This window comes from Paraburkholderia atlantica (assembly GCF_000092885.1).
GTDB lineage: Bacteria > Pseudomonadota > Gammaproteobacteria > Burkholderiales > Burkholderiaceae > Paraburkholderia > Paraburkholderia atlantica.
This window is the reverse complement of the sequence record NC_014118.1, coordinates 1,781,557-1,799,083: the sequence shown is the minus strand read 5'-3', so window position 1 is coordinate 1,799,083 and position 17,527 is coordinate 1,781,557. Positions and strand designations below refer to the sequence as shown.

Annotated in this window: 11 protein-coding genes; 9 read left to right on the top strand and 2 right to left on the bottom strand. The window is 64.5% G+C overall.

Annotation, left to right across the window (positions count from 1 at the left end; translation table 11 throughout):
* Positions 1-2 precede the first annotated feature (2 nt).
* Together BC1002_RS24130 and BC1002_RS24125 are read left to right on the top strand one after the other, a co-directional pair.
* The gene (locus tag BC1002_RS24130; protein ID WP_013092619.1) at positions 3-1,127 is read left to right on the top strand and encodes a hybrid sensor histidine kinase/response regulator; all 1,125 of its coding nucleotides are present in this window, start codon (positions 3-5) and stop codon (positions 1,125-1,127) included.
* Positions 1,127-2,134 (top strand): response regulator, encoded by a 1,008-nt coding sequence (locus tag BC1002_RS24125; protein WP_013092618.1) that lies wholly within the window; start codon positions 1,127-1,129, stop codon positions 2,132-2,134. The genes BC1002_RS24130 and BC1002_RS24125 overlap by 1 nt, the downstream gene beginning before the upstream one ends.
* Positions 2,135-2,265: 131 nt before the next feature.
* Here the strand turns inward: BC1002_RS24125 and BC1002_RS24120 are convergent, their stop codons facing one another.
* A complete protein-coding gene (locus tag BC1002_RS24120) occupies positions 2,266-3,156 on the bottom strand; it encodes a 2OG-Fe(II) oxygenase (RefSeq protein ID WP_013092617.1) in 891 nt (296 codons plus the stop codon).
* A 441-nt stretch (positions 3,157-3,597) separates the two neighbouring features.
* Here BC1002_RS24120 and BC1002_RS24115 point away from each other — a divergent pair, with 441 nt between their 5' ends.
* From BC1002_RS24115 to BC1002_RS24090, 6 genes are read left to right on the top strand one after another with little or no spacing between them, the layout of a single operon-like run.
* Entirely contained in the window at positions 3,598-4,890 is a 1,293-nt protein-coding gene (locus BC1002_RS24115; protein ID WP_013092616.1) for an efflux RND transporter periplasmic adaptor subunit, read from the top strand.
* Positions 4,891-4,905: 15 nt separating this feature from the next.
* Positions 4,906-8,046: an efflux RND transporter permease subunit gene (locus tag BC1002_RS24110; protein WP_013092615.1), complete on the top strand. Its 3,141-nt coding sequence runs from the start codon at positions 4,906-4,908 to the stop codon at positions 8,044-8,046.
* Entirely contained in the window at positions 8,043-11,351 is a 3,309-nt protein-coding gene (locus BC1002_RS24105) for an efflux RND transporter permease subunit (protein ID WP_013092614.1), read from the top strand. The genes BC1002_RS24110 and BC1002_RS24105 overlap by 4 nt, the downstream gene beginning before the upstream one ends.
* Complete coding sequence (locus tag BC1002_RS24100) at positions 11,348-12,961, top strand: efflux transporter outer membrane subunit (RefSeq protein WP_013092613.1); 1,614 nt, start codon at positions 11,348-11,350, stop codon at positions 12,959-12,961. Before BC1002_RS24105 ends, BC1002_RS24100 begins: the two co-directional genes overlap by 4 nt.
* Positions 12,962-12,970: 9 nt before the next feature.
* Positions 12,971-13,594, top strand: coding sequence for a chromate transporter (locus BC1002_RS24095; protein ID WP_013092612.1), 624 nt, complete (start codon positions 12,971-12,973; stop codon positions 13,592-13,594).
* Positions 13,595-13,639: 45 nt separating this feature from the next.
* Complete coding sequence (locus tag BC1002_RS24090) at positions 13,640-14,176, top strand: chromate transporter (protein ID WP_013092611.1); 537 nt, start codon at positions 13,640-13,642, stop codon at positions 14,174-14,176.
* A 46-nt stretch (positions 14,177-14,222) separates the two neighbouring features.
* Here BC1002_RS24090 and BC1002_RS24085 read toward each other — a convergent pair whose 3' ends face one another.
* A complete protein-coding gene (locus BC1002_RS24085) occupies positions 14,223-15,593 on the bottom strand; it encodes a PQQ-dependent sugar dehydrogenase (protein WP_420798784.1) in 1,371 nt (456 codons plus the stop codon).
* Positions 15,594-16,024: 431 nt separating this feature from the next.
* Between BC1002_RS24085 and ehuR the strand changes: the two genes are divergently transcribed.
* Positions 16,025-17,422 carry a MocR-like ectoine utilization transcription factor EhuR gene (ehuR, locus tag BC1002_RS24080; protein WP_013092609.1) on the top strand — a complete coding sequence of 466 codons (1,398 nt, stop codon included), beginning with the start codon at positions 16,025-16,027 and terminating at the stop codon, positions 17,420-17,422.
* The last annotated feature ends 105 nt before the right edge of the window (positions 17,423-17,527 follow it).

Here is a 17,527-nt window from a genome sequence, read left to right as displayed (position 1 = left end):
CCATGAATGACATCCGACAGACGCAGCCCACTCTTCTCTACGTCGATGACGAAGAGTTGGCGTGCAAATATTTCGCGCGCACCGTCGGTGCCGATTACGAGGTCCTGCTCGCGACGAGCAGCGACGAGGCCATCGCTATTCTCGAGCAGGACAGTGCCCGTATCGCAGTGCTGGTCACGGACTTCCGCATGCCGGGGCGCGACGGTGGCGACCTGCTGCGCCAGGTGGCGCTGGAGTATCCGCACATCGTGCGGATTCTGGTCACTGCTTACGCAGACGTCGAGATGCTGTTGCAGACGGTCAACACCGGCGAGGTGTTCCGCATCCTCGAAAAGCCGCTGAAGCCGGCGGCGGTGCGCGATACGCTGCAACTGGCATTTGACCGCTACCACGAACGCGCGATGCAGAATCAGCGTCTGATCGCGATCGACGAAACCCTCGCGTTCATTGCGCACGAACTGAACACGCCGCTCGCTGCGATCGCGTTGAACGCGCACAGCATCGAAGATCGCACCGACGCGGAGCGCGATGCCGAAGGCGAAATTCTCGGCGCCGCGAAATCGATGCGCGAAAGCGCGCAGTACTGCATGGCGGTAGTGTCGTCGTTCTGGCGCTCGGTCCACAACGGTCGTCGCCGGCAACAGGAGGGCGACGAGGCGCGCATCGAGAGCACCGCGCATGGGCTGATCTCGGCGTTGCTCGATACGTATCCGTTTACGACCGCGCAGCGCTCGTGGGTGCAGGTCGACGTCGAAAGCGACTTTGCCGTGCTCACGCAGCCGAATTGCGTGGCGCTCGTGCTGTCGTCGCTGTTGTCCAACGCGTTGCGCGCGCTCGCGGATGTGCCGTCGCCGTCGGTACGCTTTACCGTAACAACGGAACCCCACCCGAGCATCGGCATCTGCGACAACGGGCCTGGAATTCCGCCCGAGATCAAAGACCGCCTGTTGACGGACCCAATTACAACGCACGCGAAATCCGGTGGGAACGGCTTGGGCCTGATTCTATGCAACCGTGTCATGCAGTCCTGTGGCGGCGGACTCAGGATCGAGTCCACGTCGGGGGGAGGCACCACCGTAGTGCTGGATTTCCCCCATATCAAAGGTCAAACGCACAGGAGTTGTTGATGAACGAAGCAAAAGCCACAGAGGAGTTGGCGCCGGCGATCATCTTCGTCGATGACGAAGCTACCGCCGTAAAGTACTTCCAGCGTGCCATCGGAAGCCTGGCGCCGGTCCTGACTGGCGGCTCGGTGGAAGAGGGCAAGGCGTTGCTCGACGAGCACGGCGACAGGGTCGGAGTCCTCGTCTCCGACCAGCGCATGCCGGGCGAGTTCGGCAACGAGCTGCTGCGCTATGCGAGCGAGCGCTTTCCGCATGTCGTGCGGATTCTGACCACCGCGTATTCGGAAATCGATCAGACCGTCGCGGCCGTCAACCTCGGTCATATCCATCGCTACATCAAGAAGCCGTGGGACATCACGGCGCTGCGCATGGAGCTGAAGCAGGCGCTCGAACTGGCCGAGCTGCGCAAGGAGCGCGACACGCTGGTGCGCGAGAAGCTCGGCGTGCTGCAAAAGCAGGTGGTCGCCACGCGGATTGGTCTGGTGCGTTCGCTGTCGGCTACGCTGATCGGGCCCGAGCGCTTCCAGCCGGTCGAGACGTATCTCGCCGCGGCGGTGCTCGCCGAAGTGCCGAACTCCGAGCCGGACTGGCTGCTGCAGGACTACTCCGATCTGATCGCGGCCGAGAGTGCCCGCAGCGGCGCGTTCGGTCATGCCGTGGCGGCGCATCTCGCCACGCTGCGTAACCGCCACGGCGGCGCGAGCGTGACCGCGAGCGACGCGCTGACGGTGCTGGCCGCGGCGCTTTCGGAGGCGGGCATCAATGTGCGCCGCGCAGGCGATGGTCTCGTGTGCGACCAGCCGGCCACGCTCGCGGAGTTTCTCGCGGAGCCGGGCAACAACGCGGTGTCGGGCGGACACGCGGCGTGGCTGGCGAGCCTGCTGTGGCTCGACGGCACTGACGGTGCATTGCAGCCGGCACGCGAAGGCAATGCGATCGCGTTCCGGCCGGCGCAGCGCGGTAGCGAGTTCGCCGCTGACCGCCTCGCCACGTGGATCGAGCAGTTCTGATCACCTTGCTTCGAGGGCGCGGCGTCTGACGCGCCTCTACTCGCGCTGGCTTCGCGCCGCAGCCCGCCTCGGCTAGCAGCGCGAAGCTGACCAAGGCTCGCGCGAGCCGTCCCGACTTCGGTCGATCCTTCTCAAGCCTGAACGCGCGGCACAAACCGCCGCGTGCGAATCCATTTGGTCGCCACCCACTTGTCGCCCGTGCGCAGCGGCGTGCTCGCGTGCAGCGAGCTCGGATCGCACATTCCGTAGCGATTGCCGTATTCGAAGTAGAGCGCATGCCCACGCTGCGGCACGATCGACCACCCGACCTGCGGAAACACCGTCTCACCGCCGCCTTCCACGTCTTTCAGATACATCAGCAGCGTGCCCATGCGCTGGCCGCTGCGGGCGATCGACTCGCGATTCGCTTCGTTGCCCGTCATCAGATAGTCGACGTGCGGCGTCGACTCGGCGCCTTCCTCATAGTGCAGCATCTGCAAGCCCTCGCCGTTCTCGACCGGCGTTGCCGTCAGTTCCGCGATGCGTGCCTCGATGCGCGCGATCAACGGCGTCTCGCCCAAACGGAAAAACATCCCGTGACTGCTGCGATGAGTGGCGATCACGTCGCGGCCGGTCACCGGATCGACGACGGCCGAGCGGTCGAGCCGCGGCTGTGCCAGTGCGATCAGCTGCTCGCATTCATCGGCACTCAGGAAGTTGGCAAGGTGCACGGCGGCCGGCCGCTGCAGCCGCGACAGCACGCGCACCTTGCGCTCGCCGAGCTGGATCAGCGGACCGTCGGGCACGCGCAGCGGCTCCGGCTGGTAGCTGAGCGGCGCGCCGCCGACTTCGAGCTTGTCGCCGGGCAGCGCCATGCCGTGCACGAACGCCGACGCGACCGCCTCGACCATCGCCGCGGCGAGTTCGGGCGCGTTGTTGCGGCTCACCAGTTCGTTGACGATCGCTTGCGGCGCGACACCGCGCGAAAGGTTGGAGGCGATCCAGTCGCGGACTTCGGCGGGGAAATTGACTGTGATGGACATCGGGGCGAGGTTGTGGGGTGACGTGACAGTCGCGGCGCGCGCAACGCTGGCTCGCGATCATATCGGACGATTGTGACGATTCTGGGCGGACGGTCCGGTTTTCATTTGGCTGTCGTCTGTTACCGCATGTTGCGATGTCTCGGCGCGCTCAAAACTCGGCCCATGCGGATGTCCGCCGCCCACGTGCCGCCTGATCGACACCCCGATCCTTCCACCCGCCAACATGTTGCACCCCTGGAACTCAGGCCCGACGCAAGCCGGCTACATTCACGCATGCCCCACATCGAAGTCGCGTCCCGCTTTCTTACGTCTTCATAACAACAGGACCCGAGGGCTTCGACTGATGACAACGCGCGCGAACCGTGTCACTTTTGCGCAGTCCCGTCAGAGGACGAGCTTCCAGCCGAATCTCGACACCAATATCCGATCCCGGAGATCAACATGAGCGAAACCGTGTCCCCGCCGCCAAAGCGCTCCCGACGCGGGCTCATCATCTTCGCGGTTGTCCTGCTCGTGCTGGTGGCGCTCGTCGTGGTTCATCTGCTGACGCGCAAGAAGCCGGCGCGCGAGAACGCGGCGATCGTCGTCACCGTCGCGCAGGCAACGCTCGGTTCGATGCCGGTCACATTGAGCGAACTCGGCACCGTCATTCCGATCGCGACCGTGACCGTGCTGCCGCAGCTGAGCGGCTATCTGACCGAGGTCGGCTATCACGAAGGCCAGGAGGTGCAAAAAGGCCAGTTCCTCGCGCAGATCGATCCGCGCCAGTATCAGATCAGCAAGCAGCAGGCGGAGGCGACGCTCGCGAAAGACCGCGCGTCGCTCGCGCAGGCCCGCGCCGATCTCGAGCGCTATACGCAGCTGAACGAGCGCAAGTCGATCGCGCAGCAGACCTACGCGGATCAGCAGTTCCTCGTGCAGCAAGACGAAGCGGCGGTGAAGGTCGATCTCGCCAACATCGCCCAATTCGATCTCGACCTCGCGTATTGCCGCATCACCGCGCCGATCGCGGGCAAGGTCGGCTTGCGGCTCGTCGATCCGGGCAACTACGTGACCGCGTCGTCGACGACCGGCATCGTCGTCATCACGACCGTGAAGCCGACCACGGTGCAGTTCACAGTGCCGCAGGATTCGCTCGCGTCGATCGTGCAGCGTCTGTCCACCGGTGCGAAGCTGCCGGTTACCGCCTATTCGAGCGACAACTCGCGCGAGATCGCGACCGGCACGCTGTACGCGGTCAGCAACCAGATGGCGACCGCGACCGGCACCGTCACGTTGCGCGCGACCTTCGCGAACGACGACGAAGCGCTGTTCCCCAACGAGTTCGTCAACGTGAAGCTGCTGGTCGACACGATGCAGAATGCGGTGCTCGTGCCGACCGCCGCGGTGCAGTCCGGCGCGCCGGGCGACTTCGTCTATCTGGTCAATCCGGATAGCACGGTGTCCGTGCACAAGGTCAAGCTGGGCCCAAGCGACGGCAGGAATACGGTGATCGAGTCGGGTCTCGCGGCCGGCAACCAGGTCGTGACGGACGGCACGGATCGTCTGAACGACGGCGCGAAAATCCAGCCGGCGCATCCGAAGTCCGCCGCCGCGGCAAGCGGCGCGGCCGCCACCGGCCCGAAGGCGCCCGCGGCGGCGTCCGAAGCAGCGCCGGCGTCGAGCGCGCCTGCGCCGGCCGCACCTGTGCCGGCCGCGCCTGTGCCGGCCGCGTCAGAAGCCGCTTCGTCGTAACGGACCGCCGCGCCGATGAACATTTCCCGCCTGTTCATTCTTCGCCCGGTCGCGACGCTGCTGTTGATGATCGCGCTCGTGCTCGTCGGTCTGATCGCGATGCGCGTGCTGCCGGTGTCGTCGCTGCCGAACGTCGACTATCCGACGATTCAGGTGCAGACGTTCTACCCGGGCGCGAGCCCGACGGTGATGGCGACCACCGTCACCGCGCCGCTCGAGGTGCAGCTCGGCGAGATTCCGGGCCTGCAGCAGATGACCTCGTACAGCTCGGACGGCGCGTCGGTGATCACGCTGCAGTTCGATCTGTCGCTGAACCTCGACATCGCCGAGCAGAACGTGCAGCAGGCGATCAACGCGGCGAACAGCTACTTGCCATCTGGCCTGCCGGCGCCGCCGACCTACGCGAAAGTCAATCCCGCCGATCAGCCCATTCTGACGCTCGCGGTCACGTCGAAGTCGATGTCGCTGACGCAGCTCGAAGACGTCGCCAACAACCGCCTCGGCACGAAGATTTCGGAGGTGTCAGGCGTCGGCGTCGTGACGACGAGCGGCGGCAACGTGCCCGCGATCCGCGTCGAGGCCGACCCGCACAAGCTCGCCGCCTACGGCCTCAATATCGACGATCTGCGCACGCTGCTCAGCTATGTGAATGTGAGCCAGCCGAAGGGCAATTTCGACGGCCCCGATCTCGACTACACGATCAACGGCAACGACCAGATCACCGACCCGAAGGACTATCTGGACACGGTGATCGCGTATCAGAACGGCTCGCCGGTCTACATGCGCGACGTCGCGCGCGTGAGCCAGGCCGCGCAGGACGTCGAGCGCGGCGCCTGGTACAACGGCTCGCCCGCGATCGTGCTGAACGTGCAGCGCCAGCCGGGCGCGAACGTGATCCAGACGGTCAACCAGATCATGAAGGTGCTGCCGCAGCTCGAATCTACGCTGCCGGCCGGCATGAAAGTGACGGTGGTGTCGGACAGCACGGGTGTGATCCGTGCGTCGGTCGCGGATGCCGCGTTCGAGCTGATCCTCGCGATCGTGCTGGTCGTCGCGGTGATCTTCGTGTTCCTGCGCAACGTGCCCGCCACGGTGATACCGAGTATCTCGGTGCCGGTCTCGCTGATCGGCACGCTCGCGGTGATGTACCAGCTCAACTACTCGATCGACAACCTGTCACTGATGGCGTTGATCATCGCGACCGGATTCGTGGTCGACGACTCGATCGTGATGATCGAGAACATCGTGCGCTATCTGGAAGAGGGCATGTCGCCGCTCGAAGCCGCGCTCGAAGGCGCGGGGCAGATCGGCTTCACGATTCTGTCGCTGACCATTTCGCTGATCGCGGTGCTGATTCCGCTGCTGTTCATGGGCGGCGTGATCGGGCGCCTGTTCAGCGAGTTCGCGGTGACGCTCGCGGTCACGATCGTGATTTCGGCGGTCGTGTCGCTGACCGTGGTGCCGATGCTGTGCGCGCGGATGCTGCGCGCGCAGGCCGAGCGGCATCCGAGCCGCTTCGAGCGCATCAGCGAGCGCCTGTTCGACAAGACGCTGGCCGCCTACGAGCGTGGCCTGCGCTGGGTGCTCGACCATCAGACGCTGACGCTGATGGTCGCGCTCGCCACCGTCGTGCTGACCGGCATCCTGTATGTGGTGATTCCGAAGGGCCTGTTTCCGGTGCAGGACGTCGGTGTGATCCAGGGCATCAGCGTGGCCGACAACTCGGTGTCGTACGCGGCGATGGTGAAGCGGCAGAGCGCGCTCGCCGATGCGGTTCTGAAGGACCCCGACGTGGTGTCGCTGACATCGTACGTGGGCATCGACGGCACCAACGCGACGCTGAACAACGGCCGCTTCCTGATCAATCTGCGCGACCGCGACAAGCGTTCCGACACCGCGCAGGAAATCGCCCGCCGGCTCGCGCAGGAAGTCGCACACGTGCCGGGCGTGAAGCTTTTCATGCAGCCCGAACAGGACCTGACGCTCGACACGACCGTGTCGCCGAACCAGTACAGCTTCGTGTTGCGCGGACCGAGTCAGCAGGCGTTCCAGAAGTACGTGCCGGAACTCGTCGCGCGTCTGAAGCAGATTCCGTCATTGTCCGACGTGCAGAGCGATCTCAACACCGACGGCCTCAGCGTGAACGTCGAAGTGAACCGGCATTTGGCCGCGCGCTTCGGCATTACGCCCGCGACGATCGACAACGCGCTGTACGACGCGCTCGGCCAGCGCATCGTGTCGACGATCTTCGAGCAGTCGAGCCAGTACCGCGTGATTCTGGTCGCGAAGCCGGAGTCTATGCCGACCGTGCAATCGATCGGCAATCTGTATCTGCCGAGCCAGACCAGCAGTTCGGGTCAAGTGCCACTGTCCGGCATCGCGAAGATCGAGATCAGGAAGGCGCCGCTCGTGATCAGTCACCTCGCGCAGTTTCCGTCGGTGACGGTGTCGTTCAATCTCGCGAAGGGCGCGTCGCTGAGCACCGCGGTCAAGGATATTCACCAGGCCGAGCAGGCGATCGACCTGCCGCCGTCGATCACGTCGTCGCTGCAAGGCGCGACCGCGGCGTTCGAGGATTCGCTGTCGAGCGAGGTGTATCTGCTGATCGCCGCGCTCGTCGCCGTGTATATCGTGCTCGGCGTGCTGTACGAGAGCTTCATCCATCCGGTCACGATCCTGTCGACGCTGCCGTCGGCCGGCATCGGCGCATTGCTGTCGCTGATGCTCGCGGGGATGGATCTCGACGTGATCGGCATCATCGGCATCGTGCTGCTGATCGGCATCGTCAAGAAGAACGCGATCATGATGGTCGACTTCGCGCTCGACGCCGAACGCAATCACGGCAAGGCGCCGCGCGAGGCGATCTTCGAGGCGTCGCTGCTGCGTTTCCGGCCGATCCTGATGACGACGCTCGCGGCGATGCTCGGCGCACTGCCGATGCTGCTCGGCACCGGCACCGGCTCGGAACTGCGCCGCCCGCTCGGTCTCGCGATCATCGGCGGTCTGACGCTGAGCCAGGTGCTGACGCTGTTCACGACGCCGGTGATCTATCTGTTCTTCGACCGGATGGCGACGCGCGTGAACCGCTGGCGCGCCGAGCGCGCTAAGAGCAACGGCGGGCACCCGCCGGAGGGCGGCGCGGAGGGCACGCGGTGAACATCCCGGCGATCTTCATCCGGCGGCCGGTCGCGACGACGCTGCTCGCGATCGCGATCCTGATCTCCGGCACGCTCGCGTATTTCCGCATGCCGGTCGCGCCGCTGCCGAACATCGCGTTTCCGGTGATCGTCGTGCAGGCCAATATGGCCGGCGCGAGCCCGAACATCATGGCGTCGACGGTGGCCGAGCCGCTGGAGCGCCGGCTCGGTACGATCGCCGATGTCGAGGAGCTGACCTCGATCAGCTACGTCGGCTCGTCGATGATCATCGTCGAGTTCGGTCTGAAGCGCGACATCAACGGCGCCGCGCGCGACGTCGAGGCGGCGATCCAGGCCGCCCGCGCCGATCTGCCCACCACGCTGCGCAGCAATCCGAGCTACCGCCAGTACAACCCGGCCGACGCGCCGATCATGGTGCTGTCGCTGACCTCGGACACGCTGACCAAGGCGCAGCTCTATGACTCCGCCGATTCGGTGATCCAGCAGCAGCTGTCGCAGGTGCAGGGCGTCGGCCAGATCACGCTCGGCGGCGGCGCGTTGCCGAGCGTGCGCGTCGAGTTGCAGCCGGGCAAGCTCAATAGCTACGGCATCGGCATGGAAGACGTGCGCGCGGCGATCAGCGCGGCCAATGCCGACAGCGCGAAAGGGCACATCGACGTCGATGATCAGCGCTATGTGGTCACCTCGAACGATCAGATCACGCACGCGGCGCCGTATCGCGATCTGGTGGTCGCGTATCGAGACGGCGCGCCGGTCAAGTTGCGCGATGTCGCGCAGGTGCGCGACTCGAACGAAAACATCCGCAATGCGGGGCTCTTCAACGGCAAGTCGGCGATTCTGGTGATCGTCTATCCGATGCCGGGCAGCAACGTGGTCAGCACCGTGGCGCAGATACGCAACGTGCTGCCGGCGATCGAAGCGACGTTGCCGAGCAGCGTGCACGTGGACGTCGCGATCGATCGCTCGCAGTCGGTCACGTCGTCGGTCAGCGATACCGAGCGCACGCTGTTCATCGCGGTGCTGCTGGTGGTCGGCGTCGTGTTCATCTTCCTGCAGTCGCCGCGCGCGACGCTGATTCCGGCGGTCGCGTTGCCGCTGTCGATCGTCGGTACCTTCGGGCCGATGTATCTGCTCGGCTATAGCATCGACAACCTGTCGCTGATGGCGCTGACCATTGGCACCGGCTTCGTCGTCGACGACGCGGTCGTCGTGCTCGAAAATGTCGTGCGGCACATGGAGCTGGGCTTGAGTCCGAAAGAGGCCGCGGTGAAGGGCGCCGGCGAAGTCGGCTTCACGGTGATTTCGATGAGCCTGTCGCTGATCGCGGTGTTTCTGCCGATCATCCTGTTTCCGGGCATCGTCGGACTGATGTTTCATGAGTTCGCGATCACGCTGTCGATCGCGATCCTGATCTCGCTGGTGATCTCGCTGACGGTCACCCCCGCGATGTGCGCATACGTGCTGAGCCGGAACAACGCAGGTCATTCGAAAGCGCGCTGGGCGCAGTGGGTCGAGCGGCAGTTCGATCGCTTCAAGGATGCCTACGCGCGCTCGCTGACGGCCGTGCTCGATCATTCGCTGCTGGTGATCCTGCTGCTGTTCGCGCTGCTGGTCGGCAACGTGTTCATGCTGAAGCTGGTGCCCGCCACCTTCTTTCCCGAGCAGGACACCGGCATCGTGATCGGGCAGATCATCGCCGACCAGAGCATTTCGTTTACGGCGATGCAGAAGAAGCTCGTGCAGTTGCAGTCGATCGTGCAGAGAGACCCGGCGGTGCAGTCGGTCGCGGGCTTTACCGGCGGGCGCGCGCTCAATACCGCGAACGTGTTCATCGAATTGAAGCCGCTGTCGCAGCGGCACGCAACGGCCACCCAGGTCGTGAACCGGTTGCGTCCAAAGCTCGACGAAGTGTCGGGCGCGCGGCTCTTTCTGCAAGCGCAGCAGGACTTGCGCATCGGCGGCCGGCAATCGGCGGCCGAGTATCAGTACACGCTGACGAGCGACGATTCCGCCGCACTGTTCGCGTGGACGCCGAAGCTCGTCGCCGCATTGTCGAAGGAGCGCGGACAGTTGCTCGACGTGAACTCCGACTTGCAGCAGAACGGCCTGCAGACCTACCTGACGATCAATCGCGCGACCGCCGCGCGCTTTGGCTTCGCGCCGAACCAGATCGACAATGTGCTGTACGACGCGTTCGGCCAGCGCACCGTGTCGACGATCTACAACCCGCTGAACCAGTACTTCGTCGTGATGGAGGTCGCGCCCGAGTACTGGCAGTATCCAGAGACGCTGAGCCAGATTTATCTGAGCACGTCCGCGGGGAATCCGACCGGCACGGCCGCGACGCAGATGCCGCACGGCACGGTGTCGGCGACTAGCCCGACCACGGCCAGCGCGTCGAACACGAACTCGCGCAACTCGGACGCGCAGTCGAACGCGACCAACAACAGCATCGCCAACAGCAAGGGCGGCAGCTCGACCGGCAGCGCGGATAGTACGGCCGCCGAAACGATGGTGCCGCTTTCGGTGCTGACGTCGTACAAGAACAGCCATACGTCGACGCAGGTGAACCACCAGAGCGGGCTCGTCGCCGCGACGATCTCGTTTAACCTGCCGGCCGGCGGGTCGCTGAGCCAGGCCGGCGCGGCGATCAACGAGACGATTCGCGAGATCGGCATGCCCGCGAGCATCCACGGTTCGTTCGCGGGCGCGGCGGCGGCCTATTCGCAATCGATGGGCGTGGTGCCGCTGCTGATTCTCGCGGCGCTCGGCGTCGTCTACATCGTGCTCGGCGTGCTGTACGAAAGCTCGATCCACCCGCTGACGATCCTGTCGACGCTGCCGTCCGCGGGCATCGGCGCGACGCTCGCGCTGCTGATCTTCGGCACGCCGTTCTCGGTGATCGCGATGATCGGCATCATCCTGCTGATCGGCATCGTCAAGAAGAACGGCATCATGATGGTCGACGTCGCGATCCAGTTGCAGCGCCAGGAACAGATGCCCGCGCGCGACGCGATCCACGCGGCCGCGCTGATCCGTCTGCGGCCGATCATGATGACGACGTTCGCGGCCGTGCTCGGCGCGGTGCCGCTTGCGATCGGCATCGGCCAGGGCGGCTCGCTGCGCCAGCCGCTCGGTATCACGGTGATGGGCGGGCTGATTCTGAGCCAGATGTTCACGCTCTATACGACGCCGGTGATTTATCTGTATCTCGACCGTCTGCGCTCACGGCTCGTCAGATGGTCCGCGGGGCTGCGCTGGAACCGCGACGCGACGCCGGGACAACCGGATACGAAGGCATGACGATGAAAATTTCCACTGAACGAATGACGGGGCCGCGCGCCGGCTTGCCCAGCGCCGCGCCGCTCGCCGTCGCGCTGCTCGCGCTATTCAACGCCGGCTGCATGGTCGGCCCGGACTATCACCGGCCGCAGGTTCGCGTGCCAGCCAGTTACTCGGAGCTGCCCGGCTGGACCCAGGCCGAGCCGAATGCGACCGGCCCGAAGGGCACGTGGTGGACTGCGTTCAACGATCCGCTGATCGACGAACTCGAACCGCTCGTCGCGGTGTCGAACCAGACCGTGCGCGCGGACTACGCGAACTACCAGCAGGCACTCGCCGAAGTGCGCGCCGCGCATTCGGCGTTGTTCCCGACGATCGGCGCGACCGGTTCGGCGACGCGCGAACGAGCGGGCAGCGGTTCGGTCAGTGCATCGGGAAGCTTCGTCAATGGTACGTCGACGCGCATCGTCAATTCGGGTTCGCTGGAAGGCAGCGTGAGCTGGGCGCCGGACCTGTGGGGCCAGGTACGCCGCACCGTCGAGGAAAACGCCGCCAGCGCGCAGTCGAGCGAAGCGACGCTCGCGAACGCGACGCTCTCCGAGCAGGTCGCGCTCGCGACGGCGATCATCGAGCTGCGCACCAGCGACGCGAACATCGACCTGCTGCAGCAGACGGTCGTCGCGTATCAGCATTTTCTCGACGTCGTCACCGAGCAGGATCGTGCGGGCACGATTCCGCCGAGCGACGTGATCACCGCGCGCAGCCAGTTGAATACCGCGAAGTCCGATCTGATCGCGCTCGGCGTCGCGCGCGCTCAGCAAGCGCATGCGATCGCGGTGCTGGTCGGCAAGAACCCGGAGGAGCTGTCAGTCACGCATAGCACCGCGATGCCGGCGCTGCCGTCGGTGCCGGTCGGCGTGCCGTCGACGCTGCTCGAACGGCGGCCCGACATCGCCGCCGCCGAGCGCAAGATGGCCGCGCAGAATGCGGCGATCGGCGTCGAGGTGGCCGCGTATTACCCAGACATCTCGCTGTCGGCCGCAGCCGGTTTCACGCAGTCGCCGCTGTCCGGTCTGCTGAAGGTCGCGAACTACGTGTGGTCGCTGGGAGGCAGCGCGACCCAGACGCTGTTCGACGGCGGCCTGCGCAGCGCCGACGTCGACGCGGCAAAGGCGGCCTACGACTCGGCCGTCGCCAACTATCGCGGCACGGTGCTGGGCGCGTTCCAGAACGTCGAGGACGATCTGTCCGGCCTGCGCATTCTCGCCGAGCAGGCGGTCGTGCTCGAAACGGCGGTGCGCGACGCGGACCGAGGCGTGGAGATCGCGTTCAACGAGTATCAGGCGGGCACCGTCGATTACACGACGGTTGCGACTTCGCAAGCGACGCAGCTGACCACGCGACAGACCGCGCTGAACGTGCAGGAATCGCGCTTGCTACATGCGGCGTCGCTGTTTGGCGATCTGGGCGGCGGGTGGTCGACCGATGATCTGCATGATCCGCGGCATCCGGCGGCTGCTTCTGCGGCTTCCTCGCCTTCGGCTGCGTCTGCTCCATCGGCTACGTCACCCGCGACGTCTGCGGCTATCATGCCGGGCGCGCGGCAAGCGCGGCACGATCAAAACGACTAAGGACGAGCATTGGCCAAAGGCATCCACGGGCACCACGTCGGCGACCCGGTATCGACACCCGAAGACGACGCGCCACACCCCACGCCGCCTCGCGAAGTGACCTCGCTGGGCCTCTTTCTGATCTTCGCGCGCATCGGTCTGACGAGTTTCGGCGGCGGCCTGAGCGGCTGGTTCATGCGTGAGTTCGTGCACGACCGGCACTGGATGAGCGAAGACGAATTTCTCAACGGCCTCGCGTTGTCGCAGGCGCTGCCCGGCGTCAACGTGAAGAATCTGGCGATCTGGATCGGCTACCGGCTGCTCGGCTGGCGCGGCGCCGTCGCGGGATTCTGCGGCATCATTTTTCCGGCGGCCGTCGTGATCATTCTGCTCGGCGCGTTCTTCTCGGCGATCGCGTCGTTTCCGCTCACGCATATCGGGCTCGCTGGCGCCGCGGCCGGTGCGATCGGGTTGTCGCTGTCGATGGCGATCACCGCCGCGCGCCGCCTGCCGCGCCGCGTGTTTCCGTATCTGGTGCTGCTCGCGACGTTCGCGGCCGCCGCGGTGTTTCGCGTGTCGCTGGTGTGGACCGTGCTGATCGCCGGTGCGTTGAGCGTTGGCTATGAATACGTGCGCGAGGCGCGCCAGCCCTGATCGGCTTTTACCGCCGCAAGTCAAACTCCACAAAAAGCTTCTGCCGTGCTCAGAACTCTTATCGCGCTGTTTTCGGTTTTCGCGCCGCTGTCCATCGTCACCGTCGGTGGCGGGCAGGGGATCATCCCCGAAGTTCAGCGCCAGGTCGTCGACGTGCATCACTGGATGACCCATGCGCAATTTCTCAGCGACTTCGCGATCGCGCGGCTCGCGCCCGGTCCCGGCTCATTGCTCGCGACGCTGATTGGCTATCAGGTCGGCGGCGTCGGCGGCGCGCTCGTCGCGACCGTCGCGCTATTCGGGCCGACCGCGTTTCTGATGTATGGCGTCGTGCACGTCTGGAATCGGCACGAAGGCGCGCGCTGGCTGAATGCGTTGCAGGCTGGTCTGCGCCCCGTGGCCGCCGGGCTGATTCTCGCGGCGGTCTATGTGCTGATCAAGGAGCTCGAAGGCGGGTGGATTGCGTGGCTCACCGCGGCCATCGCGACCGTGCTCGTGATGCGGACGCGTATCAATGCATTGGTGCTGATCGCGGGCGGGGCGATCGTGTTCGTGCTGGTGCACTTTGCGGGGTTGCTGTAGCGCGCGGAGTGGGGACGGTGAAATGGCGCATTCCACCAGAATTTTTCTACTTATGTGTAATTCGCCTGATCGTACTAGTCACGAGGTCCACGTAGAACAGATCGCCGTCCTGGCCTGCCTTCAGATCCACCGGTCCCCCCGGCAGACCTTTTGCAAAGGTCTGAGGCACGTTGTTCGGAGGTTGCATGGTCCAGATGCATTGGCGCAGAAGATCCCCAAAGTACAGTGCGTTTTTGAATTGGGCAGGATAGGTTGTGCTCGTATCGTCGGTAAACCCGATTGCAGAGATGACACTGCCGTTCTGGTCAGGTCCTCCGCCGGACGGCTTCGCGCCGCAAGTTTTTCCGTGACTGTCATCGACCGAAACGTAGCTCGTGTGAGCATACGCGAAGAACGGCGCCGTGGCGCCCACGAACTTTCCGCAGTAGCCCGTGTTTCGATAGTCGGGCTCGGGCGCCGCAGCGAAGTTATTACTGGGGCTCCACCCTTCGTAGCACGGCCAGCCGAAGTCCTGGCCGGCGACAGTGACATGATCGATAGCCTCCCAACTGTTCCATCCCACATTGCCGATATACAGCTCGTCCGTACCTGGCAGGCGAGCGAACCGGAACGGATTGCGCAACCCTTGTGCAACCACGGCAACGCTTTGAGTTGTCGTACCCGGGTTCGTTATCCGGAGAATAGCGCCGTCGCTATAGGGTGAAACGCCCTGACTGCGAAATGCGCCCTGCGGCAAATTCGTGCGATCACCGCACGCGGTATCCAACTGTCCGTAGTCCACCTGGTCGAAGCTCGCGCCGTCGCCAGCGCTAACGTAAAGCGTTCTATTGTCAGATCCGAAGACGAGTCCGCCAATACTGTGAGACCCGTAAAAGAAACACCATGTCTGATTGCCGGACCCTGCTGGCGGCAGGATTTTCGTTTCGCCCGTGCCCGCTCCGGACGCTGTCAACAGCGAAAGCTGGCCATGGGTCACAACGTTACCGCTGCAAGCGCCGGTAGCCGGAGGCGTCGTGTAAAGCACGTAAATTTTGCCGTCGTTCAGAGGATCGACCGCTATTCCGAGAAGTCCCCGGTCGCCATCGTTGCAGACCTCACTGCTGAGGTCGGTAATGAGCGTACATGTAGGTGTCGACAAATCACAATTCCAAATCCTGCCACCTTTTTCGGCGACGAAGACCCGGGTCTGCCTTGAGTTGAAACTAATTGCTGTTGGCTGATTGAGACAACCGCTGTACATAACCCGCTCCGTAAAGCCCTTGGGCAAGATCGGCTGCGGCCGGGGCGTGGAAGTGGGCTGACAGGTGATCGACTGCCCAACGGCGACGGAGCCCGGTACAGCGGGGGGCTCCGGAGCGCGGGCGTGCGCCGCATCGGAGAAACGCACCACCACCAGCAGAGCTGCAAGTACGACCATCACGCGGGTCTGAGTTGCCCGCCAAATAATGCGAGGCGTCACCTTGTCCTCCAGTTCGCGAGTTGAATACGAAGACACCGGCGGACGTACAACCAGTGACCGTTGTAAGCGCATCGCGATTCGCGAATTGTGAATGGTTGAATGATAGGACTGACGCCTTGCGATGGCGGCCAATTCTCTGCCACCGCACGCCACCTCGCGGAAACCGCGCGACATACCCGACCGCAGAAGCTGAGACGAACTTTTCGCCGCGATTGAGCAATATTCCTGCCCTCCTTACACGATGGAACTTCCTATCCCGCCTCCGATTTTTTCGCCCCAATTGCTCTAGGACAATTATTTTTCGCCCCGTTTTTGCCTCACTATGGAAGATCAGGCAACACGACACGACTTCGAACGGAGCCGGCGTCACCATAAACGGAGGAGTAGCGGTGATCGACGAGTGGCGCGAGGCCGTGCGCGCGGTGCACGGCGTGGAATCGAAATACAAGCGGCTGGTCAAGGCGATTGCCGGCGACATCGAGAGCACGTCGCTGCCGCCGGGCGCGCGCCTGCCGCCGCAGCGCGACGTCGCGGCCGAACTCGCGATCAGCGTGCAGACCGTGACCAACGCGTACAAGGAATTGGAGCGGCAAGGGCTGATCCGCTGCGAGGTGGGGCGCGGCAGCTTCGTCGCGGCGCGCGTCACCGAAACGATGTCGAGCTACATGCTCGATACGGCCGAGCGCTCGGTGGTCGATTTTTCGATCGCGCGCATCATTCACACCTCGGAACACGATGCGATGTGGCGCAAGATCTGCGCGACGCTGTCGACGCTCGACGATCAGCCGTGGATTCGCGCGTTCCGGCCGATCGCCGGCTTCGAGCATCATCGCCAGGCAGGCATTGCGTGGCTCGCGTCGCTCGGCATGCCGGCTTCGGCCGATACGCTGCTCGTCACCAACGGCGCCGCGCACGGCATCTTTCTCGCGCTCGCTTCGCTGGTAGGACCGGGCGATACCGTGCTGTGCGAGAGCCTGACGGATCACGGCGTGATAGGTTCGGCCAACGTGCTCGGCTTCACGCTGAAGGGCCTCGAAATCGACGAGTACGGCATTCACCCCGAACACTTCGAGGAGATGTGCGACAGCGAGCGCATCTCCGCGCTCGTCTGCACGCCGACGCTGAACAATCCGACCGTCGCGTTGATGCCTGATTCGCGGCGTCGCGCAATTGCGAAAATCGCCGAGCGCTATGGCGTCTACGTGATCGAGGACGACGTGTACGGGCCCTTGCCCGCCAAACATTCCACGCCGATTTCGAGCCTGATTCCCGATCTGTCGTTCTACTGCACGAGCTTTACGAAGTCGGTGATGGCCGGTTTGCGCATCGGCTATATGACGACGCCGCGCCGGCTCGCGCTGCGCGCCGAGAGCGTGCTGCGCGTGAGCAGCTGGATGGCGACGCCGCCGATGGCGGAGGTCGCCACGCGTTGGATCGTAGACGGCACCGCGGCGCGGCTCGTCGAAATTCAGCGCGAACGGCTCGGGCGGCGTCAGGCGCAATTGCAGCAGACGCTCGGTAAATATGTCCTGGGCGCGCATCCGCAGGCACTATCGGCATGGCTGCGGGTGCCCGACCACTGGCGCACCGACCGGCTGGTGCGCGAACTGCGCAACCGCGACATCGCGGTGACGTCGCCCGATCCGTTTCTCGTGCGCGACGCGGATCGGCCTAATGCAGTGCGGGTTTGCGTCGGCGCGGAAGTCAGCGAGGACACCTATAAAGGCGCGCTCGAAACGATGCGCGATGTGTTCGAGCAGTACCCGCAGGTGCACGATTTCACCTGATCAGGAAGGTGCGCAGATTGCGCAGCGCGCCGGACCGAAATGAACTAGGACAATAAAAATCCTTTTTTAGAACACTAGACTGGGCTGCATGGAAAGCGATGCGGC

Excerpts from the sequence above, each read along its gene's own strand:
- BC1002_RS24100 (WP_013092613.1), top strand. The coding sequence starts at position 11,348 with ATGACGATGAAAATTTCCACTGAACGAATGACGGGGCCGCGCGCCGGC.
- BC1002_RS24110 (WP_013092615.1), top strand. The coding sequence starts at position 4,906 with ATGAACATTTCCCGCCTGTTCATTCTTCGCCCGGTCGCGACGCTGCTG.
- BC1002_RS24120 (WP_013092617.1), bottom strand. The coding sequence starts at position 3,156 with ATGTCCATCACAGTCAATTTCCCCGCCGAAGTCCGCGACTGGATCGCC.
- BC1002_RS24125 (WP_013092618.1), top strand. The coding sequence starts at position 1,127 with ATGAACGAAGCAAAAGCCACAGAGGAGTTGGCGCCGGCGATCATCTTC.
- BC1002_RS24130 (WP_013092619.1), top strand. The coding sequence starts at position 3 with ATGAATGACATCCGACAGACGCAGCCCACTCTTCTCTACGTCGATGAC.
- BC1002_RS24115 (WP_013092616.1), top strand. The coding sequence starts at position 3,598 with ATGAGCGAAACCGTGTCCCCGCCGCCAAAGCGCTCCCGACGCGGGCTC.
- BC1002_RS24085 (WP_420798784.1), bottom strand. The coding sequence starts at position 15,593 with ATGGTCGTACTTGCAGCTCTGCTGGTGGTGGTGCGTTTCTCCGATGCG.